This window comes from Nitrosomonas halophila (assembly GCF_900107165.1).
Lineage (GTDB): Bacteria > Pseudomonadota > Gammaproteobacteria > Burkholderiales > Nitrosomonadaceae > Nitrosomonas > Nitrosomonas halophila.
Genome location: NZ_FNOY01000009.1, coordinates 50,799 through 72,315 on the forward strand (window position 1 = coordinate 50,799; position 21,517 = coordinate 72,315).

Annotated in this window: 16 protein-coding genes; 7 read left to right on the forward strand and 9 right to left on the reverse strand. The window is 55.8% G+C overall.

Annotation, left to right across the window (positions count from 1 at the left end; genetic code table 11):
- Window positions 1-22 precede the first annotated feature (22 nt).
- Entirely contained in the window at window positions 23-1,759 is a 1,737-nt protein-coding gene (gene treZ, locus BLV85_RS03680) for a malto-oligosyltrehalose trehalohydrolase (RefSeq protein ID WP_090412244.1), read from the forward strand.
- A gap of 2 nt (window positions 1,760-1,761) precedes the next feature.
- Here the strand turns inward: treZ and BLV85_RS03685 are convergent, their stop codons facing one another.
- From BLV85_RS03685 to BLV85_RS03700, 4 genes are all read right to left on the reverse strand, one after another.
- On the reverse strand, window positions 1,762-3,213 hold the full coding sequence (locus tag BLV85_RS03685) for a patatin-like phospholipase family protein (RefSeq protein ID WP_090412246.1): 1,452 nt from the start codon (window positions 3,211-3,213) through the stop codon (window positions 1,762-1,764).
- A complete protein-coding gene (locus BLV85_RS03690) occupies window positions 3,213-3,440 on the reverse strand; it encodes a PEGA domain-containing protein (RefSeq protein WP_090412248.1) in 228 nt (75 codons plus the stop codon). The genes BLV85_RS03685 and BLV85_RS03690 overlap by 1 nt, the downstream gene beginning before the upstream one ends.
- Window positions 3,441-3,671: 231 nt before the next feature.
- Window positions 3,672-4,958 (reverse strand): SMP-30/gluconolactonase/LRE family protein, encoded by a 1,287-nt coding sequence (locus BLV85_RS03695; protein ID WP_090412250.1) that lies wholly within the window; start codon window positions 4,956-4,958, stop codon window positions 3,672-3,674.
- Window positions 4,959-5,033: 75 nt separating this feature from the next.
- On the reverse strand, window positions 5,034-6,047 hold the full coding sequence (locus BLV85_RS03700; protein ID WP_090412253.1) for an NAD-dependent epimerase/dehydratase family protein: 1,014 nt from the start codon (window positions 6,045-6,047) through the stop codon (window positions 5,034-5,036).
- On the opposite strand from BLV85_RS03700, the gene BLV85_RS15085 reads away from it, so the two are divergent.
- Window positions 6,048-6,242 (forward strand): hypothetical protein, encoded by a 195-nt coding sequence (locus BLV85_RS15085; RefSeq protein ID WP_176973912.1) that lies wholly within the window; start codon window positions 6,048-6,050, stop codon window positions 6,240-6,242. It abuts the gene before it with no gap.
- A 95-nt stretch (window positions 6,243-6,337) separates the two neighbouring features.
- Here the strand turns inward: BLV85_RS15085 and BLV85_RS03705 are convergent, their stop codons facing one another.
- Together BLV85_RS03705 and BLV85_RS03710 are read right to left on the reverse strand one after the other, a co-directional pair.
- Window positions 6,338-8,221, reverse strand: coding sequence for a cytochrome P450 (locus BLV85_RS03705; RefSeq protein ID WP_090412255.1), 1,884 nt, complete (start codon window positions 8,219-8,221; stop codon window positions 6,338-6,340).
- A 258-nt stretch (window positions 8,222-8,479) separates the two neighbouring features.
- Window positions 8,480-10,420 carry a c-type cytochrome gene (locus tag BLV85_RS03710; RefSeq protein WP_090412257.1) on the reverse strand — a complete coding sequence of 647 codons (1,941 nt, stop codon included), beginning with the start codon at window positions 10,418-10,420 and terminating at the stop codon, window positions 8,480-8,482.
- Window positions 10,421-10,856: 436 nt separating this feature from the next.
- On the opposite strand from BLV85_RS03710, the gene BLV85_RS03715 reads away from it, so the two are divergent.
- The 3 genes from BLV85_RS03715 to BLV85_RS03725 all read left to right on the forward strand — a co-directional run bounded on the left by BLV85_RS03715 (window position 10,857) and on the right by BLV85_RS03725 (window position 12,684).
- Window positions 10,857-11,372, forward strand: a complete 516-nt coding sequence (locus BLV85_RS03715) for a DUF3617 domain-containing protein (protein WP_245725081.1) — start codon at window positions 10,857-10,859, stop codon at window positions 11,370-11,372.
- 64 nt (window positions 11,373-11,436) lie between these two features.
- On the forward strand, window positions 11,437-11,910 hold the full coding sequence (locus BLV85_RS03720; protein WP_090412262.1) for a universal stress protein: 474 nt from the start codon (window positions 11,437-11,439) through the stop codon (window positions 11,908-11,910).
- On the forward strand, window positions 11,911-12,684 hold the full coding sequence (locus tag BLV85_RS03725; RefSeq protein ID WP_176973913.1) for a hypothetical protein: 774 nt from the start codon (window positions 11,911-11,913) through the stop codon (window positions 12,682-12,684).
- 186 nt (window positions 12,685-12,870) lie between these two features.
- Here BLV85_RS03725 and BLV85_RS03730 read toward each other — a convergent pair whose 3' ends face one another.
- The 3 genes from BLV85_RS03730 to uvrA all read right to left on the reverse strand — a co-directional run bounded on the left by BLV85_RS03730 (window position 12,871) and on the right by uvrA (window position 19,224).
- Complete coding sequence (locus BLV85_RS03730; RefSeq protein ID WP_090412264.1) at window positions 12,871-14,964, reverse strand: putative bifunctional diguanylate cyclase/phosphodiesterase; 2,094 nt, start codon at window positions 14,962-14,964, stop codon at window positions 12,871-12,873.
- A 151-nt stretch (window positions 14,965-15,115) separates the two neighbouring features.
- Window positions 15,116-16,387, reverse strand: coding sequence for a glycerate kinase type-2 family protein (locus tag BLV85_RS03735; RefSeq protein WP_090412266.1), 1,272 nt, complete (start codon window positions 16,385-16,387; stop codon window positions 15,116-15,118).
- On the reverse strand, window positions 16,384-19,224 hold the full coding sequence (gene uvrA / locus BLV85_RS03740; RefSeq protein WP_090412268.1) for an excinuclease ABC subunit UvrA: 2,841 nt from the start codon (window positions 19,222-19,224) through the stop codon (window positions 16,384-16,386). The genes BLV85_RS03735 and uvrA overlap by 4 nt, the downstream gene beginning before the upstream one ends.
- Before the next feature lie 67 nt (window positions 19,225-19,291).
- Between uvrA and BLV85_RS03745 the strand changes: the two genes are divergently transcribed.
- Together BLV85_RS03745 and ssb are read left to right on the forward strand one after the other, a co-directional pair.
- Window positions 19,292-20,698, forward strand: coding sequence for an MFS transporter (locus BLV85_RS03745; RefSeq protein WP_245725082.1), 1,407 nt, complete (start codon window positions 19,292-19,294; stop codon window positions 20,696-20,698).
- A complete protein-coding gene (ssb, locus tag BLV85_RS03750) occupies window positions 20,699-21,139 on the forward strand; it encodes a single-stranded DNA-binding protein (protein WP_090412272.1) in 441 nt (146 codons plus the stop codon).
- Window positions 21,140-21,517: the final 378 nt, after the last annotated feature.

Here is a 21,517-nt window from a genome sequence, read left to right on the forward strand (position 1 = left end):
AACCTCCATCTAGGATGCTGGCATGACCGAGATTCGAGTTTGGGCACCGTATGCAGAGGATGTTGAGCTGGAAAGTGAGGATTTATGCGTGCCCATGACCTTTATCGGGCAGGGCTGGTGGCAGCTGGATGTGCCGTGGCTGGTCTATGGGGTGGCTTATGCATTCAGGCTGGACGGGCAGGGGCCCTTTCCCGATCCCCGTTCGGCCTGGCAGCCTGCCGGTGTGCATGGCTGCTCATGCTGGCTCGAGCATGAGCGCTTCCAATGGACGGATGGTGCATGGCGCCCCCCGCCATTGGCGTCGGGCGTGATCGAGGAAATCCATATCGGGACTTTTACCTCTGCAGGCACCTTTGATGCGGCGATTGCTCGCCTCGATCATTTGTGCGAGCTCGGCATTACTCATGTGGAACTCATGCCGGTGGCAGAATTTCCGGGTCGTCATGGCTGGGGTTATGATGGTGTGGCGCTGTATGCACCACATAATGCTTATGGCGGACCCGAAGGACTCAAGCGCCTGGTCAATGCCTGCCATCACAAGGGGCTGGCGGTATTGCTTGACGTTGTCTACAACCACTTGGGGCCGGACGGCAATTACCTGAATCATTTTGGCCCTTACTTCACCGCTGCCTATTCCACGCCCTGGGGCCAAGCGGTCAATCTCGATCAGGCCCAAAGTGATGCAGTGCGCCGTTTCCTTATCGACAATGCCCTGATGTGGCTGCGCGACTACCATTTCGACGGGTTGCGCATCGATGCGGTGCATGCGCTGTTCGACAGTTCTGCTACACATTTTCTCGAAGAGCTGGCGGAAGCGGTTGGCCGGCTCGAGGCGCGTCTGGGACGCCATCTGGTTCTGATTGCTGAAAGCGATCTCAACGATCCGCGGCTGGTGCGATCCCCGGAAGCCGGTGGCTTGGGGCTGAATGCAATGTGGAGCGAAGATTTTCATCACGCACTGCACGTGCTACTGACTCATGAGGCAAATGGCTATTACCAGGATTTCGGCCGATTATCCGATCTGAAAAAGGTGCTGACCAAGGGGCTGGTCTATGACGGCAGCTATTCTGCCTACCGCAAGCGCCGGCATGGCCGGTCAACTGCCGGTTTGCCAGGACGCCGTTTCATAGGCTGCCTGCAGAACCACGATCAGATTGGCAACCGGGCCAGGGGGGAGCGTATCAGCCAATTGCTTGCTACCGGCTTGCTCAAAATCGGCGCGGCGCTGGTATTAACTTCGCCATTCGTGCCGATGTTGTTCCAGGGAGAGGAGTGGGGGGCGAGTACGCCTTTTTTGTACTTTACCGATCATTCGAATCCAGATCTGGCTGAAGCCATTAGACAGGGTAGAAGGCGGGAATTCGCTGCTTTTGGCTGGGATGCCGAAAGCATACCGGATCCGCAGGCGATCGAGACCTTCCGGCATTCGCAGCTGAACTGGGAGGAGTTGAATCGCGGGCTGCATGCCGAGTTGTTCGATTGGTATCAGGCATTGATCCATTTGCGCCGCACGCTGCCCGCGCTGCTGGATGACCGTTTGGAGCAGATTGACGTGCATTACGATGAGGCCGCCAGATGGTTGCTGGTTGTCAGGGGGATGGTGGTGATCGCCTGTAATCTGAGCGAAGCGGCGCAGCGCATTGCTTGTCGCGGGCTGCAGACTAAGTGCCTGCTGCTGGCATCCACACCGGCAATCGGTCTTGAGCCTGATGCCATTCTGCTACCCGGTCAGTCTGTGGCAATCCTTGGAGAAAGCTGAAATCAGCAAGCTTGTTGTGCGTCGGGTAAGCAGCCTTGCAGTGCCTGTATCAGCTTCCTGAAGTTCGGGTCTTCGCTGAGCAGCCTGCGGCCAATAGCTCGCAGACGATCGATGGCCGAATGCGGCAATTCAAGACTGGTGGGCAGATTCTTGAACCAGTTGCGTTCTTCGCTATCCGCGATATATTCGAATGCCACTTGGATTGGAAACCATTGCACCTGGTGTGGGGTTGGAATATCCAGCGTGCACTGCTCGCCTTTTGTGGCTGCGAGTTTCTTGCAACCTTCGATCAGCCGTGCTTCCTGGTTGAATGTCCGCACGGTTGCAGTCAGCAGTTCGAGCGTGTCGAACGAGTAATTTGCCAGCGGTACCGTTGCCGCAGCTGTCAGGGTATCGACCAGGCCGGGAATATTGGGGGTTTTGTCGCGCTGGGTGGCAGGGTCTGTGGCGGCGTTGACGGTGATGATCACCAGTTTGTGCACTTTTTTCTGATTCATCATCTGCAGTACGCTCCAGGGATGATTGGTGGAGGTGAGTGCTGTCAGGGGGGCGCGCAGGCCGAGATTGTCCGCGACCCCCCCGTCAGTCAGATGAATGTAGTCGCGTCGCCCGGCGCCCTCGTCTGTCAGCGATAAGCGTTCCTCGGCGCGTGCAGTGCGGCGCGGATTGATGCGTGATGAGTGATCCTTGGCAGCCAGTGCCACCCATGGCGGTTGTTGATATTGGCATGATCCGGCGTGATTCTGAAAGGTTAGCGGTGTCAGCCCGCCTGGATACGCGGAAGAGGCGGCGGCAGCCCGCGCGAGCGGAATGCCGTTCAGATCCGAACAAAGCAGATCGAATTGATCCTGGATGAAGGAAAACTGAGTGCCCCTGCTCATGTCAGTGGCATTGAGGATGATAAAAGGACGCTGGCCGCGTTTGATTACATCGGCATAAGTGCCGCCGTTAAAGATTTCGCGATGATAAAACTCAGCTGCCAGATCACTGCGCCCAAAGCTGGGTGATGCCAGCCTAACCAGGTTATAGGGTAAGAACAGCTGTTTCAGCAAGTCGGACTGAATAGGGCGGTAGAGGAATTTTTCCGGAAATTCATCAAATATCCGTGCGCCATATAATGCGTAATAAGCAGCTGGAAAACTGCCGCCCGAGACGGAGGAAATGACATCCACTTCTTCCAGCAGTGAGACTTTGCGTTGTTTCCATTCGATTTGTGTATCACGCAGAGCTTCCATGACCCCGAAGGAGAGGGCAGCTGCGCGCGTGCCACCACCCGAGAAACTCACGATAATAAACAATTCATCACTATTTGCGCCACGCTCAAGTTGATCGAACCGGTAGCCAGCTGCCGGGTTGTATTGGGCAAGGGGCGGGTTGGGTGGAAAGGAGGCGCATGCTGCAAGCAGCAGCACACAAATCAGTAAGGCTATCCTGCGAGTAGATTGCATGGCCATCAGGTTACCACTTTTTTAGTGAAAACGATTTCAAGCGGTTCGAGTACGGTTGTTTCTGTCACGGTTATTGTCTGCGACGCAGGCGCATAATTGGCATATCTGCCCAGAGTGAATAAATGTGTGCCGGTATCAACGCGCAGTATCTCGTTGGTGTAGCCGCTTCTCTCGCCGTCGATATACACCAGCCGCCGCGTCGGGAAAGTTACGGTAACGTATTCCAATGCCATGTATGTCGCTTCCTCGTTAGGGTGGTCAGGATCGATGTGATCATTTTACCTGCCTTTGGCAGGCGGTGCGGTCGCGCAACCATGCGCTTGCGGTTATTCCCGCAAAGGAATATCGGCTATTCGCTATTCTGATATCGATCGGGCAGGAAATGTGCCTATCAGTCCAGTCTGCTGCCAAAGCAGCCAGACCGAGCAGGAAACGCGATCCCGGTGCGACTTCAATTGTTATGTTTACTGCGAATACTGCCATTCTGATGGCCAACCCAGGCGCTGGATAGGCTTTTTCTGCTCCGGATCTGCATCGCTTAGTGCTATGTTTGCCAGAAAAATACCGCTGGGCGCGGGTACGGCCGAAGCGATCGAAGCGAGTTCAGGCCCTTTATAGAAGGCTGAATACAGGGGCCTGCTGCCATCCGGGCTGAGCACAACGACACCCGTGCGCCTTGCCTGGGATAGCAGCCATGCGGTAGGCAGACGCATCAACAACGGTTTGATCCAGGCATGCTCATGCGCCCAGGTTAACAGCGGACCCCTGTCTGCAAACATGGCAAGCCAGATCCGTCCGGCAGCATCCCGATCCATGCCATCGGGCATGCCGGGAAGACCGTCGATTACGATTTCTGAAGTGCCCGCCTTAGGGCCATTGACATAGAATCGCATCACCCGGAATAAAGATGTCTGGCTCACCAGAACAGACTCTTCCCGCAGCTTGCCCGGGTGCGGGTCGTAGAGCACGCCATTGATGAAATGAAAGCCTTCTGCGATCAGCCGGGTCGAACCTGTGTCCAGATCATGGCGCCACAGACGGCCATTGCGCGCCAGTGCTATGGCTTCGTGGACAGCATCCCGGGTGGAGGCATTCTCATAGTTGAATGGTTCGGAGAAATAAATGCGGCGGCCATCTGCGCTCACTTCCAGATTGTCGCAGACCATGATCTTGCGGCTGGGAGTGCTGCGGTCGTCGGCCTGTAATTCGGGGGCATTGGGGTCCTCGTCAGCATAAACGACAGGCCGCTGGTGATTGATCTGGGTATCGGGAACCCTGAGTGCCAGCGGTTCTGCTGAGCGCGTATTCAGATCGAGCCGGTAGAGACCTGGGACTTCACCGGGTGATCTGGCAGCATAGGATCCCGCGGCGCAGAAATAGACCTGGGGCGGATTTCCTGGCGCCTGATGGATTTGGATACCCCACGCCATCAGTGGTACATCCGCGAAGGGTTCGGCGGTATGGGCAGCGAGATCAACCATCCAGATTTGGCCATCGTGGGCCGTGACCAGCGCGCTTTCCCCATCGTCAAGAAAAACCGCGTCATCGTAGGCAGGCAAGTTGATTTCAAGTGTTGCTATTGCAGCAGCAAATTCTTTGGAGCGATCCACTGCCTGGGTACGCTCGACAGTGACTGGATCGAAAACCACTGATTCACTGATGCAACAGCCAATCTCTTCTCTGGGCGCAGCTGCAGACCACCAAATTGTTACAAGCAGGACAAGTCCTATTGAGTAAACGAGCTTTTTCATTTGCTTTTCCCTCCTCAAACACTTCCTTGCCGCCTGGCCAACGGCATGCTTTCGATCGGTCACAAGCGGTAGCGATCACTCAGGCCGATGGCTACGCATCCAATCAAGCGTGTCGTGTAACGAGTCCTGTAAAGGGCGAGGCTTCCAGCCAAGCTCGCGACACGCCCGGCTGTTGTCGTACCAGGCGTAGCGTCCCCACAGTTCCAGCAGACTGGGAGCCACTTTCTGCGGTTGCTTTGTTATGCGCTGCCATAGCACCATCCCCATCACGATGGGATAAAGCATCCAGGCCCGCAGTGAGACAGTCCAGGCGGGCGGCTCGATACCGGCAGCTTTTGCGACCTCCTGCAAGAGTTGGTCCGGCATGACATTGGTGCCACTCAGCAGGTAACGCTGGCCAGCTGTGCCTCGCTCTGCCGCCCGCAAGACGCCATCCGCGTAATCGCGGACATCAAGCAGTCCAAAACCGATCGGTGCGGTAAGCCGGAAACCGGGTTTGCTCATCCGCAGCACGAGTCTGTTTGCCGGCGCGCCGATCCAGTCCTCGGGCCCCAAGGTAAAGGATGGATTGACGGCGATGATTGCAGGGGGGGTAGTGGTACGTTTCAATGCTTCCTGCTCGGCGTGGCGTCGTGATAACGCATAGGGGAGAGTGAAGGCATGTTGGCCCCAGTCCGCATTCTCATCCAGGGGTTGAGGCACATGATTCAAACCTGCTGTGAGCGCGCTGCTGCTGATGACGACCCGTGCTACGCCCGCCTTTTCTGCCGCCTCCAGCAGATTGCGGGTCGCGATGACGTTGCCTGTGTAGAGTAGTTTTTCCACGGCCTCACCGCTACCGAGCGCGATGGCAAAGCTTGAATGCAGCACTGTTTCAATGCCACTACAAGCGGTTGCCAGTGATGCCGGGTCATTTGTATCCCCCTCGGCTATTTCAATATTCAATCTTTGCAGGGCAAGGCGTTCGGGGGCATTGGAATCAATGCCTGGCGGCAATAATACCCGCGGTTGATGACCGTGGGTATTCAGTAATTTGACGATATGGTAGCCAAGAAAGCCGGTCGGTCCGGTGACAAGAAAGGTACTCATGTGAAGCCTCCTTTGTGGGTGCCACTTTTTACAATGGTCAAAGAAACTTCGGTCAATACTCCTCAAGTGGAATCAATTGCTTGCTTCCAGTGCGAGGAATTGTGTTTCGCCGCTACGGCTTTCCTGGCTGAATCAGTCAAATTGGCTAGGAGGCTGTTCGAGAATAGCGATCGTAGCGAGGACGAAGCTGGCTGAGCGGGATTTTTCGATCATTTGAGGCGAATAGTGGTTCTATTCAACGAAAAGGATCGAAAAATCCGGCCAGCCAGGCTCGTCCGCAGTAGATCAGTCTATTCTCGGACAGCCTCCTGGGAATTGAAACCCACCCGTAAGCTGACGGCATAAAGATTTTGTGCATCCATTTGCAGCGCGCTGCGTCGTTCCAGATCACCCAGCCGCAGCAAGGCTCGCAGTGATTCCTGCATGGTGATTTCAGAGGCATAGCGGCCAAGGCATTTATGCCGCCCAAAGCCATGTTGCAGGTAAAGGCGGCTTTGTGGCGCTTCCTTGGCTCTTGTCCTCTGATGTTGATAGGGAACGGCATCTTCATTCCTAGTAAAATCAAAGGCAAGCGGATTGGGTGTGGCCTCCGGATCCCGCATTGCGGCGGCATAGGCGACGAATACCGTGGTTCCCCGCTGGATAAGCACGCCGCCAAGTTCGGTATTATCCTGCACGCACCGTCTCGGCAGTACCTCCCCTTGTGGTTCCAGACGCAATCCTTCCAGGGCGTATTGGCGCACGATCTTCAGGCTCTCGGCTGCTTGCGGACTGTCTGTCGGAACCTTGGCCATCGCTTGCAGGTGTTGATAGCTCGAGCCGTTTATTCCCTCGTACTTGCCTTCCTTGAGCGATAGGATCGAGTCAACAATCCGTGCGCTGGCTTCTTCCGGATTGACGACCGCTCCCACGGCCGTGCCAAAGACATTGGTGCGGATATAGGCATCGGACAGTCGCCTGTCAAGTTCTCCTGCAGGCAATGGCCTTCCCAATACCGCTGCAAATTCCTGCTCCAGTGCTGCGGCCTGTTGCGCATCCGCCAAGCTTAGCTGTAGCCGCACTAGGCGAGTCAGCATGGTGTCAGGCACGTTTTCGCCTTGCTGGAGCTGGGCTTTGAAATGTTTGACCAGCTCGTGGATATAGGCAGTCAAATACTCGGTTGCTTCCAGTCCTTGCTGGCGAAACTGGGCGAATAGCGGATCGGCGGGATTGGAGTTATTGAAAATATTGCGGAAAGCGTCTTTTACCCAATTGTAAAGATCCTCAGCGGTCGGTACCTTGCCGGCTTGTATCCGCTGAAAAGTAAAGGTCTGTTTTAATGCGTCATCCAAAGGGAACGATTCTCCACCTCGCAAATCAGGCAGGCAAGCCGGCTGGCCGGTGGCGTAAAAGGGAACGCCCAGGTAATCGCTTACAATGCGCAGGGGGACGAAACGGGCAATGGTCGGCACGAAATCGATTTCACCTTTCCCCTTGTCTTTTGCCTGCTGTGTCCAGTGTTCGGCCTCCTGTCTTGCCAGGGCGGTCAGGATTTTCTCATCCTGGCGCGAGACGACGCGCCGCAAGAGAATATCATCGGGGAGATACCATTCCTCTTTGTCGGTGCCCAACATGAAGGGTGGAGACTGTTCGGGATTCCTGGCTTGATCATCGTTGGCCCGAATCATTTCCGGAGTGTAGGGATCTACGGTGAATAAATCGGTGCGTTCCAGGCATTTGATCACATGTGCATGTCGTACAACGATGGCTGGCCCGACAACCGGTTTGAATACAGGCATGGTGTTTTCTGGCTGATCGAGCAGTTCTTGCAGCATTTCAAGGGGCTGGCCTCTCAGGCGGGCGGAAATTATCTGGGCAACAGCGGCGCCACGTACCTGGAGAGCGGCTTCATACGCTTTCTTATCGGTTTCATAGGCCGCGCGATCGTTTGCATAGCGGGGAGCATCGGGATCGGGCGCAGCGACTAGTGGGGTCTGTCGTTCTGCCAAAGCAATGCTGGCCAGGAAGCCTTGGGCCGGAATTTCCTCTTGCTGCTCGACTGGCTTGGGAGATGGCTGGGTGCCAGGATTGATCCATTGATGGATTTGTCTCAAGAAGCGGGTAATTGTACTGGTTATCTGGTGCAGCCACGCAAAACGACGATTCTTGGGGGGATTCCAATTCGATTGAGCCATTATATTCTCCCATTTAATTGACTTGAGGCGCTGAGTGGAAATAGTGAATGCTGCTGTTAGAGAAGGCCGTTCCAGCCATTGCTTCCACCGAGCTTCCTGGGAGGCTGTCCGAGAATAGACTGATCTACTGCGGACGAACCTGCCAAGCGGGATTTTCGATCCTTTTCGTTGAATAGAATAACTATTCGCCTCAAATGATCTAAAAATCCCGCTCAGCCAGCTTCGCCCTCGCTACGATCGCTATTCTCGGACAGCCTCCTAGAGCGTTTTCATATATTCAATGACAGCCCGCACTTGGTCATCCGACCATTGCTGACCATAAGTATGCCCTTGATTGGCATTCCCTCGCAGCCGGGTGTCATATTCTGCAGCGTGCACACTGTCTCCAGGACCGTATTCATCCAGGGCGGGTGCTTTATCCCAGACAAAACCAACCCATGATTCATCATATTTGATGTTGCCACGAATGAAAGTAGTCGGCCGCTGGTCTGGTCGCAACAGGTGCCAGAGGGTCGGTACCGAGCCGTTATGCAGATACGGTGCTTGAGCCCAGGTGCCATGCAATACGTTAGCCTTGTACCCGGCTTTATCCGCGCGCGGTGTAATGAAGTAAGCTTCATTGTCCGCTGTGCGGCTGCCCCGTTTGGGTTGGCACCAATCACTGCCCCCACTTTCTATATATCGTTCACATGTTTCGCGGGTGAGTTCCAGCAAACCGAGACGGGCGGTTGGAGAAATTTGCCGCGCCCGATTCATATCGGTTCCGGTGTCATAGACTTTAGGGTTCTGGGCGAAATGGCATGCCGAGGCGCATGCTTGCTCGAAAAGCGGTTTACCCTGTTCGGCCAGCGCCAGATCTACAGAAAATGGGTAGGGTGGAGGGGGTAGATCGTCAATGAAAGGATTCATGGCTTCATGTATCGGAACATTGACTTTGGACGGGTCGCCGACAGCAGAGGCGCCAGAGGCAATCACCCGTGCTTCGGCTGATTGGCTCGCATCCCAATTGGCATAGATATGATCTCGCAGGAACCACAGGGCACTGATATCGGAGGGGGCCGGGTCTCGTGGCAGCCACTGCGCAGCGGTTTCGAACAGACGCTGACCGGCTGCTTGGTATTTTGCCTCCCCTGAAAGATAATCCAGTCCTTCAAAGAAGGGGTGATCATCGGGCAAGCGTGTCAGGAAACTCTCGCGTTTCGCATGCAGCGCAACCAATCCGGCCGCAATGCCGAAAGCATCCATGCGGCCGGGCCGGGGGCCAAATATGCCAGGTGCTGGCTGACCGTCCTTGTCGTTATAGGATAAATTCGAGGCCAGTCTCAGATACATCAATTCAGTCTTGGCGGCGGATTCTATCAAGGTTTCAAGTGCATGATCGAGGCTGGCCAGAAGCCGTGCCACTTGTATTCTGGCCCGTTCGATATTGGCTGTTCGCGCTGCTGCCGTGCGCCCGCCATAAAACCAGACTGGGTCTGTCAAGAGCTTGTTTTCCAGAAAAGCAGCGATTTTGCTGGCCTCTGCCGGATTGACTTGCGTTTGTCCTGGTGTGGCTTGATCGGATGAGAGCAGGGCTTTTCCCGTCCGATAAAGCAATTCCGCATAAGCCTGTGCCTCGATTTCGGTATTGGGTGCCCCGATATAGCGCCGGACGCGGCCGTTGACATACACGCGCCCACTATGGCAGGCGCTGCAGGAGAAAAAGACATTGTCGGTTCTTTGGTCTTCCGGGACGGAAGGATCCTGGGCCGTTACCAGTCCATAGGGCAGGGGGCGTCGTTGCTCAGCAGGCAGTAATGTCCCGCTAGCGGGGTCGTAGTCGGCTGGATGTGGACCCAAGCCGAGGTTACCGAGCGACCCTTTGCCTGCCCAGATTTCCGGGTAGAGCGCAATGACGGCCCGCAGCAAAACATAGGGTATCCCATTTAAGCCCAAGGAACTATTGGTGAACCAGGTATACCCTAGGTGATTGCTGTACCAGGGGTTGCGAGTTGCGCTATCAGTGGCTATGGGCTTAATTGTGCGGTCACTCAGGTAGGATGCCTGCTGTTGCGCGCGCAGCATGCTTTCCTGGGCCCAGTTGCGTGGAGATTGTGTTGAGAATGCTTCTCGATTGGATTCGGGTTCGGTGCAGGCGCTGATAACAATCGATACAACAGCCAATATACATGCGCTAAACAGCTTGCCATCTGTTCCCATCGCTGTTCCCCCTGTCTGCTTATGCAGAGTGAATGCATTCGTTTTGTCAGAAACAATATGAAAATCATTTACTCTTTATGTCAGTATTTGTCAACAATTATCTATCATCTAACAGCAATTAACCTGGGAGTATCAGACTGGTTAGGCCATTTCTATGCGCTCGCCGCCCGAGGTTGCCCTGATGGAGACGGCAGCATTATGGCGTCTTCCCGTCACGCTCTGACGCTGCACCGGATTGCCTGGTTTGGGTGATATGCTATGCTGATCTCAAGCAGGATGGCATTGTCTCATTGGTAACCACCAAATTGATGATAAGACTGATCAGGTCAGGTCCTATAATATGGCCAAAGAGCATTGCCAGTTCAACAATGCGCATAACAAGAATTGCTGTTTCCAAGTTGTTCGAAACGCGTGGCATATAAGGAAAGGAGCTTCCGTGTACAAATCTTTCGTCTTGCTGTTGGGCATGGTATCGAGCGCCGCCTGGGCTGGCAGCACTATTCGCGCGGGATTGTGGGAAGTCACCACGAAATCTGATCTGCTGGCATTGGTGCCTCATATTCCAACCGAGCACATGCAACAGATAACCAATCTTGCCAGGCAGTATGGACTGGAAATGCCGGAAATCCGCAATGGGGCCGCGACCTCGACGATCTGCATCACCCAGGATATGGCCGAGCAAGAGATGCCCGTCGATCTGTTTGAAAATCAGTTTGGGTGTGACGTCAAGCATGCCAGTAAGGTGGGAAATCGCTACCAGGTGGTTTTGGTCTGCAATAACGTCCAGTTCAAGGGTAAAGGTGAAGCAGTAGTCGTGTTTGCCAATCCGGAAAGCTTTACCGGTCAAGCGGAATTCGAAAGCATGATTCAGGGTAACCCGGTGCATACGCGCGCGCAAAGCAGAGGACGGTGGATTGGGCCGGATTGTACGCTTGCCCAGCCTTTGCAATAACCCGCCTTGCCCAATCAAGCAGCTGCGCAATCTTTACATCATTAACCTATCTGTGGAGACAAGTATGTATCAGAAAATCCTGGTTCCAGTGGATGGAAGCGCCACTGCTCGCAGCGCGCTCCAGGAAGCGGTCAAACTGGCCAAGCTGATCAATGCCCGGCTTGAGCTGGTGCATGTATTCGAAGACATGCTCTATTGGCTGGATGAAGGGTATGTCAATTATGCCGAGTTGCAAGAGTCGTTCAAGAAAAGCGGTGAACAGATGCTGGCCGAGGCGAAAAGCATCGTCCAGCAGGCTGGATTGACTGCCGAGATCAAATCGCTGGAAGCAAAAGATGGACAAATCGCCCCTGCCATCGTGGCAGAGGCGGAGCGCTGGCAGGCAGAACTGATCGTGATCGGCACACATGGCCGCTCGGGTTTCAGTCGTCTGCTATTGGGGAGCGTTGCCGGGCGCGTGGTGCGCTCAGCACCTATGCCGGTTTTACTGGTTCGAGGTGGTGAGTATTCGATTGATTCTGATCAAAGGAATGTTTAAATGAAAATTCCTCATTTTTTACGTACCCAGTTGATTCTGCCTGGCCTGTCGACCCTTCTTGTTTCGGCTGGGGCAATCGCCGAGGAGTTGGTATGCACTCACGAATTGGGTCGTGTAATGGTTGATAATCTGCGTGTTCCACCAAACGGGATTTGCAATCTGGATGGCACGCGCGTGGAAGGAACGATCAAAGTTGAGGCTAATGCGACGCTGAACGCACAGAGAATCTCGGTGATCGGGAATATTCAGACGGAAAATGCGCGGCAAGTCAGCGTTCGTGATAGATCACGGATAGGCGGTTCGGTGCAGCTGAAAAGTGGCGGAGGCGCAACCATCAGCGACAGCATCATTGATAGCGATCTGCAATACGACAGCAATTCGGGTCAGTTCCAGGCCCTATGGAACGATATCGGCGGGAATATCCAGATTTTCCAGAATGATGGCAGTATCGAAATCGTCAGGAATGTCATCGATGGCAACCTGCAATGCAAGGAAAACACGCAGGTACCCTTTGGCGGAGGAAATATAGTGAAAGGCACGAAGGAAGATCAATGTGCGCAATTGCTGGCCTATGTCTCGCCTGCGGAACCCTGCGCAAAATCAAGTGCAACCTTTGGTGATGGCCAGCTGCACATTCCCCGGGTCAGTGTCGCGGGCCATGCGGATGTCATTGATTACCGGGCTACACTGCGCTATGCGCCGGAATTGTCACGAAATGGAAGTCTTGTATTCGAGTTGACGGATGCAGGTGCAAATCTCAGTCAGTGTGATTGACCGGCGTTATTGTACAAAAAAACGAGCACACTCGATTATGGACCTGATACCTTTGTTGATCGATCAGGGCTGGAGGACAGGGGTTGTGAGTGTTGCCAGGTTGTGAAGAAAGGGTATGACCGCCTGCTCCCCGAGACGGTTTGGCAAACTCCGCCGTATTATTATCGCCCCTGACCAGCCGTGCGGTTATTTGCGCGGTTTTTCTGGATGGCATCCGCTGGCCAATAGCTGACTGAACTGCCCGGCAGCGAGCGGTTGGCTGAACAGGTTGCCTTGCCCCTCATCACAATGCTGTGTGCGCAGAAAAATGAGCTGCTCTGGTTTTTCTATCCCTTCGGCGGTGGTGCGTTGCTTGAGGCTGGCGCCCATGGCAATGGCGGCGCTGACCAGGGTGCCATTGCTGCCTCCGATAGCCTGGATGAATGAGTGATCGATTTTCAGTATATCGATTGGCAGCCGATGCAAATGTTTCAAGCTGGAACAACCGGTGCCGAAATCATCCAAGGCCAGCTGTATGCCCATGTCTTTCAGTTGCTTGAGTATGGCCAGGCTGGACTCGACATCGCGCATCAACACCCCTTCGGCGATCTCCAGTTGCAGGCGGTGTGGAGACAGTCCTGTTTCGCTTAAAACCGCTGCTATGTCTCTGATGAAGTCCTTGTGACGGAATTCCAGTGCCGAGATATTGATGGCCAGGGAGCCAAATTCCAGTTTCGCCTTTTCCCAGTGCCTGGCCTGTGTGCAGGCGTTGTGCAATACCCAGCGGCCAATTGGCAGAATCATGCCGCAATCTTCGGCAATCTGCAGAAAACGCTCGGGCCGCAGCAAGCCCCATTCCGGATGCATCCAGCGCAACAACGCCTCTGCCCCGATGATGCGTCCAGTCTTCAAGCTGATTTTGGGCTGATAATGCAATATGAATTCATCCCGCGCCAGGGCATGGTGTAAATGTGTTTCGATAGCCAGCCGCTCGACGACGCGCACATTCATTTCATCCTTGAAGAACTGGTAATTGTTGCGTCCCTTTTCTTTCGCGTGGTACATCGCGATATCTGCATGCTTGATCAATGTTTCCGCATCCTGGCCATCCACCGGGTAAACGCTGATGCCGATGCTGGTGGTCACATGCAGATCATGCTCATCAATCGCGTGGGGCGTTGCCAGCGCGGCGAGTATTTTGTCGGCGGTGCGGACCGCATTCTGGGCGTATTTGTCTTGCATGACCAGTATTACAAATTCATCCCCGCCCAGGCGGCTGATGGTATCCGAGCTGCGCACGCAGCCGCGCAAACGCTGTGCGACCGACTGCAGCAGTTTATCGCCAGTCGCATGTCCAAGCGAGTCATTGATATGCTTGAAATTGTCCAAATCCAGAAATAACAGGGCGAGCTTGGTGCCATGCCGCCTGGCCCAGGCGATCGCTTGGGTGATCCGGTCATCCAGCAATACCCGGTTGGGCAGGTTGGTCAATGCATCATGCTGTGCCAAGTAGGCCATCTTGGCGATCACCGCCTGGGCGGCTGTGATGTCGTGAAAAATCATGATCGCACCGATAAGCCGGTTGCCGGCATCGTGTAGCGGTGCAACAGAATACTCGATTGCCGTTTCGCTGCCATCGCGCCGGAGCATGATCGCGCCTGCTTCCAATGTCGTCGTTTTGTCCTGCTGCAGCGTGAGCTCGACCGGATTCGGGGTGGCCTGATGGGAGTGGCTGTCGATAATGCGCAGCACTTTCCCGATGGCCTGGCCACGCGCTTCTTCCCTGGACCATCCGGTCATGTTTTCTGCTGCGAGATTCAGGTAGTTGATATGGCCAGACTGATCAGTGCCGATTATCGCTTCGCTGATATGATCAAGCGCGGTTTCCGTGCGTGTTTTTTCGATGAAGAGTGATTGTTCGATGGCCTTGCGGCGAATGCTGCTGTGCAGCACATGCGGCAACAACGGATGGCCGCAGTAGGCTTTGGGCAGATAGTCCTGGGCGCCATGCGCAACTGCTTCGGTTGCCAGTTTGCCATCGTCTGTGGGGCCGATGGCCAGGATGGAAATCTGTGGCGCGATGGCAAGCAGCCTGCCGATTGGGGCCATGCCCCGGCTGTCTGGTGGCGATAGGTCGACCACAATGGCATCGAAGATCGCGTGCCCTAGCCGTTCAAGTCCGTCAGCGAGCCGTTCTGCTTGTTCAACGTTGAACGTGCCGACGGTTGTTTCCTGGCAGATGGCTGTCAGTTTCCCGCCAATGGCAGCATCATTCGTAATGACCAGAATTCGATGCGTCATTTGATTGCTCGGCTATTCGAGTGAGTGGGTGGTAAGGATTTTTCTTATTATTTGACCGAGTTAAACGCAGACTCTCAATTACGCATGAGAATTTTAATCATCTTAATCGGCATTGTTGCTATCGTCCATACCCTTCCCTTGACAGCCTCCTTTACAAGACGAGAATCGCCCGATAATCGTTGACGTTGGTATGGGTCGGCCCGGTGATGACGAGATCATTCAGCTGCTCGAAGAAGGTGGCGGTGTCGTTGTCGTCGAGCGAGGCGGCCGGATCGAGACCGAGCTGTGTGGCACGGTCCAGCGTATCGGGTGTGAGGATGGCCCCGGCGCTGGTTTCGGTGCCGTCGATACCATCGGTATCGCAGGCCAGCGCATAGACATTTTCCAGGCCACTCAGCGCGAGGGCAAGCGCCAACAGAAATTCGGTGTTTCGCCCGCCACGCCCGCTGCCTTTTACCGTGACGGTGGTCTCGCCGCCAGAAATCAGCACGGCCGGTGCCTGGGCCGGGTTGCCGTAATGGCGTACTTCCCGGGCAATGGCTGTATAAACCTGTGCAACTTCGCGTGCTTCGCCGGTTACCGTATCGCCCAGAATGAGGGGTGTGATACCGCGCGCTTGAAAAAAGCGGGCGGCGGCCGCCAGCGATTGATGGGCGGTTGCAATGACCCGGTTCTTGACGTTTCTGAAAAGCGGATCCCCTGGCTTGGGTGTTTCCTCAATACCTTGCTGACTATGGGTATGTAAAAGTTGCATGACCGGAGGCGGTACCGAGATTGCATAACGCTCGAGCAATGCGAGCACGTCCTGGAAGCGGGTCGGGTCCGGCGCACAAGGTCCGGAAGCGATATGCGTGGGATCGTTATCGGTCACATCGGAGATGATCAGGCTATGCACGGGTGCGCGGCAGGCGGCGGCGAGCTTGCCACCGAGCGCAATGGATAAATGTTTGCGGACTGTATTGATCGCCTGGATGGGCGCGCCGCACAACAGCAACTGACGCGTGATGGCCTGGTACGCATCCAGAGTGAGGCCTACGATTGGCGCCGATAACAGGCTTGAGCCACCGCCACTGAACAGGCCAAGCAACAAGTCATCGGGCCCAAGCCTGCGTACCGCCTCCAGCAGGGTGCGGGTGGCCTGTTCCCCTTGGGCGTCGGGAAGTGGATGGCCGCCCTCGATGACGGTGATGCGCCGGGTCGGCAGGCGATGCCCATGGGGGGTAATCACCATGCCATGCAGAGGCGCGTGCGCCGGCCAGTGCGCCTCCACCGCCTGCGCCATTGCGGCGGCCGCCTTGCCTGCACCGGCAACCCATGTGCTGCCTTTGGGGGGATCGGGCAAGTGCAGTGGAACAATCTGCAGCGGGTTGGCCGCGTCGATTGCCGCCTGGAAACTGCCGCGCAGCAATTCCCGTGGATTCATGGGGCCGCTCGGGTCATGTTGGAAACCAGCATCGGCCGCAGAAAGTATCCGGTGTAACTGGCCGGATTGTCGGCAACCTCTTCGGGGGTGCCTGTCGCGATAATCTGGCCGCCGCCCGCACCCCCCTCGGGGCCAAGATCGATGAGCCAGTCGGCGGTTTTGATGACATCCAGGTTGTGCTCGATGACCACCACGGTATTGCCATGGTCGCGCAGGCGATGCAGCACTTTGAGCAGCAGGTCGATATCCTGGAAATGCAAGCCGGTAGTCGGTTCATCCAAAATATAAAGTGTGCGGCCGGTATCGCGCTTGGAGAGCTCCAGCGACAGCTTGACGCGCTGAGCTTCGCCGCCGGACAGGGTGGTGGCTGACTGCCCCAGGGTGATATAACCCAGCCCGACATCCAGCAGCGTACGCAGCTTGCGCGCAACCACCGGCACGCTCTCGAAAAACGCGTAAGCATTTTCCACTGTCATTTGCAGGATTTCATGGATATTCTTGCCCTTGTAGAGAATTTCCAGCGTTTCGCGGTTGTAGCGCTTGCCATGGCAGACATCGCAGGCTACATAAATATCCGGCAGGAAATGCATTTCCACCTTGATGACGCCATCGCCCTGACAGGCTTCACAGCGCCCACCCTTGACGTTGAACGAAAACCTGCCGGGCGTGTAGCCTCGTTCCCGCGCCTGCGGCACGCCGGCGAATAGCTCGCGGATGGGGGTGAACAGGCCGGTGTACGTGGCGGGATTGGAACGCGGTGTGCGCCCGATTGGACTTTGGTCGATATCGATGACCTTGTCGAAAAATTCCAGGCCGTTGATGCCCTGGTGGGCGGCAGGATCGGTGTGACTGCCATACAGATGGCGCGCCACCGCCCGGTATAAGGTGTCGTTGATCAGCGTCGATTTGCCGGAGCCCGAGACGCCGGTAATGCAGACCAGAAGGCCAATCGGCAGATCGAGCTGCACCTGTTTGAGATTGTTGCCGCTTGCACCGTTGATATGCAGCATCCGTTCCGGATTGGGCGGCGTGCGCGTGGCGGGCACCGGAATGGTGCGTTTGCCGGATAGATATTGCCCTGTCAGCGAATCGGGATTGGCCTGGATAGCGTTGGGTGTACCCTCGGCAACCACGCAGCCGCCATGCTCGCCCGCACCCGGGCCCATGTCGACGACATGGTCGGCCAGCATGATGGCATCCTGATCATGTTCGACCACGATGACGCTGTTGCCGAGATCGCGCAAATGCTTGAGTGTTTCCAGCAGCCGCCCGTTGTCACGCTGATGCAAGCCGATCGAAGGCTCGTCCAGCACATACATGACGCCGGTCAGGCCGGAGCCGATCTGGCTGGCCAGCCGGATGCGCTGCGCCTCGCCGCCCGAGAGTGTGTCGGCGGAACGGTCCAGCGACAGATAGTCGAGTCCGACATTGTTGAGAAACTGCAGGCGATTGGAGATTTCCCGGACGATGCGCTCCGCGATCGCCTGTTTATGACCGGACAATTCCATTTCATCGAAAAAGCGCTTGGCCTGGCGCAATGGCCAGGTGCTGATTTCAAAAATCGTTTTGTTCTCGACCAGCACATGTCGGGCCTCGCGGCACAAGCGCGTGCCCTCGCATTCGGGGCAAACGCGCGCGTTGATGAATTTGGCCAGCTCCTCGCGCACGGTCTGCGATTCCGTTTCACGGTAACGGCGCTCCATGCTCGGGATGACGCCCTCAAAAACATGCACCTGCTTGTTCGCGCGCCCTTGCTCGTTGAGATAATTGAAAGTGATTTTCTCCTTGCCGGAGCCATGCAGGATGATCTGCTGAATGTTCTCATCCAGCTGCTCAAACGGGGTATCCAGATCGAAATCGTAATGGCTGGCGAGTGCTTGCAGCATCTGGAAATAAAACTGATTGCGCCGGTCCCAGTTCTTGATTGCGCCGCTCGCCAGTGACAAATGGGGAAAGGCAACGATGCGCGCCGGATCGAAGAAAGTGATTTGGCCCAGCCCGTCACACCGGGGGCAGGCGCCGACCGGGTTGTTGAACGAGAACAGGCGCGGCTCCAGTTCGGAAAGGGAGTAGCTGCAGACAGGGCAACTGAATTTGGCCGAGAACAAGTGCTCCTTGCCGCTATCCATTTCCACCGCCAGCGCTTTGCCCTCGGCATGGCGCAAGGCGGTCTCGAACGATTCCGCCAGCCGTTGCTTGGCATCCGGCGAGGTTTTCAAGCGGTCGACCACGACCTCGATCGTATGCTTCTGGTTTTTATGCAGTTTCGGCAAAGCATCGATGTCGAACACATCTCCATCCAGGCGGACGCGGACAAAGCCCTGCGCACGCAGCTCATCGAACAATTCCAGCTGCTCTCCCTTGCGCCCGATCACGATTGGTGCCAGGATCATCAGTCGCGTATCGGCCGGGAGCTGCAACACATGGTCAACCATTTGCGACACGCTTTGCGCGGCCAGCCGGATGTTGTGCTCCGGGCAGTGTGGTTCGCCCACGCGCGCGAACATCAACCGCAGGTAATCATGGATTTCGGTGACGGTCCCGACAGTGGAACGCGGATTGTGTGAAGTCGCTTTCTGTTCAATCGCGATGGCCGGTGACAGGCCTTCGATCAAATCGACATCGGGTTTCTCCATCAACTGCAGGAACTGGCGCGCGTAGGCCGAAAGTGATTCGACATAGCGCCGTTGTCCCTCGGCGTAGAGGGTATCGAAAGCCAGCGAGGATTTGCCAGAACCGGATAAACCGGTGATCACGACCAGGCGATTGCGAGGCAAATCGAGATTGATATTCTTGAGGTTATGTGTCCTTGCACCACGTATTCTGATTAGTTCCATCGGCTACCTAAGTATGGGTCAACCTGCTAATATACCCAACTTTCCAGTTTTCTCACAATTCTGCTTAATGTCTGCAATCTTGACTTCTAAAACCACATCCAAAATTCCGGAAAAAATGTCGCCCGTGGAGCTGCGCGCATCCATCGGGCTCGCGGGCGTCTATGCGCTGCGCATGTTTGGTTTGTTTATCATTCTGCCGGTTTTTGCGTTCTACGCCGAGGAGCTGCCGGGTGGGGACAATTATACTTTGATCGGTATCGCACTCGGGGCCTATGGCCTGACACAAGCGATCCTGCAGATTCCGTTTGGTTGGTTGTCTGACCGGATCGGGCGCAAACCGGTCATTTACCTGGGACTGATCCTGTTCGCTCTGGGCAGCTTTGTTGCCGCGACTGCAACTGACATTTACGGGGTGATCTTCGGCCGCATCATACAGGGAGCGGGTGCGATTTCTGCGGCTATCATGGCGCTGGCCGCCGACTTGACGCGCGAGGAACACCGCACCAAAGCGATGGCAATGATCGGCATGACCATCGGTGTCGTGTTCACGCTGTCGCTGATGATGGCGCCCTTGCTGAACCAGTGGATCGGGGTGCCGGGGATTTTCCTGTTGACCGGTTGCTTGGCGGTGGCGGCCATGGCGGTGGTCTATAAAGCAATACCCAACCCGCTGGTGAGCCGTTTTCACTCCGATACGGAAGTCGCCGCCAGCCGCTTCAGCAGCGTGCTGCGCAACCCGCAATTGCTGCGACTCAATTACGGGATTTTTGCCTTGCATGCCGTCCTGATGGCGCTCTGGCTGGCCGTGCCGCTGTCGCTCCGGGATGCAGGCCTGGCGGCTGCAGATCACTGGCAGATCTATTTGCCGGTGATGGTGCTGTCGATCGCGCTGATTGTGCCTGCGATCATTTACGCCGAGAAAAAATCTCAGCTGAAACCGGTTTTCATCGCCGCGATCGCGTTGCTGCTGGTTGGGGAAATGCTGCTGGCGGCGTTGGATGCGACCCTCTGGGGACTGGCCTTTGCGTTGCTGGTTTTCTTCGCGGCCTTCAATCTGCTCGAAGCCAGCCTGCCCTCGCTCATTTCGAAAATCGCGCCCGTCGGCGCCAAGGGCACCGCAATCGGCGTCTACAGCAGCACCCAGTTCCTGGGCGCGTTTATCGGCGCCAGTGCGGGCGGCTACTTGTTTGAACATTACGGGCCCTATGCCATGAGCGCGATGTGCGGCCTGTTGCTGCTCATCTGGCTGATACTGGCCATGACCATGCAGGCGCCGGCCGCGGTGCGTTCCAAAATGTACCAGGTCAGAAAAATGGATGCGGGGCAGGCCAGCGGTTTATCCCGTGAATTGGCGGCATTGCCGGGCGTGTATGAAGCGCTCGTGCTGGCCAATGAACAAGTCGCCTATCTGAAAGTGGATCTCAAGGGATTCGATGAAGAAAAAGTGGTTCAGTTACTAGAAGGGAGTGCATAAATGGCGTCACTGAATAAGGTCATGCTGATTGGGAACTTGGGGCGAGATCCGGAAATTCGATATATGCCCAGCGGAGACGCAATGGCGAGCCTGAATCTCGCCACCACCGATACCTGGAAAGACAAAACCGGTGAGAAACAGGAGCGCACCGAATGGCACCGGATCGTGATGTTCGGTAAACAGGCCGAAATCGCCGGCGAGTACCTCAAAAAGGGATCGCAAATTTATATCGAAGGCCGCCTGCAAACCCGCAAGTGGACCGACAAATCCAACATCGAGCGTTACACAACCGAAATCGTCGCCGACCGCATGCAGATGCTGGGCGGCCGCTCCGGTGGCGGCAGTTACGACGCGCCAGCCGGCAAGGAGAGCAATTACGATAATACAAGCGCCAAATCCAGCACCGGCTTTGACGACATGGAAGACGATATTCCGTTTTAACGCTGACCACGCATCACAACCATCAGCAGGGTGCATGCAATGCACCCTGCTCAAAACACCGCGCAGCACACCCATGCTTTCTGCCAGCCGATATGTGGATCTATCGCGATCTATTCCACTTTTACGCAAGGGGGTTGCTGTCACTGAATATGCGTAGCGTAGGGGTGCATTGTATGCACCATGCTGAAGCTGGAAAAAATCCAGCGTAATGGCTTAATGTAATGTTAGTTTGACCGCATTTTACGGGCCAGGAAAAGCAGGAAAAGGGCAGCAGGAAAAGGGCAGAGTAGAGAACAGGCTTGCGCCTGCCCTCCCTCATCAAACCGTGCGTACAGTTCTCCCGTACACGGCTTTCCGATGTTCTTCATGCCGAGGCAT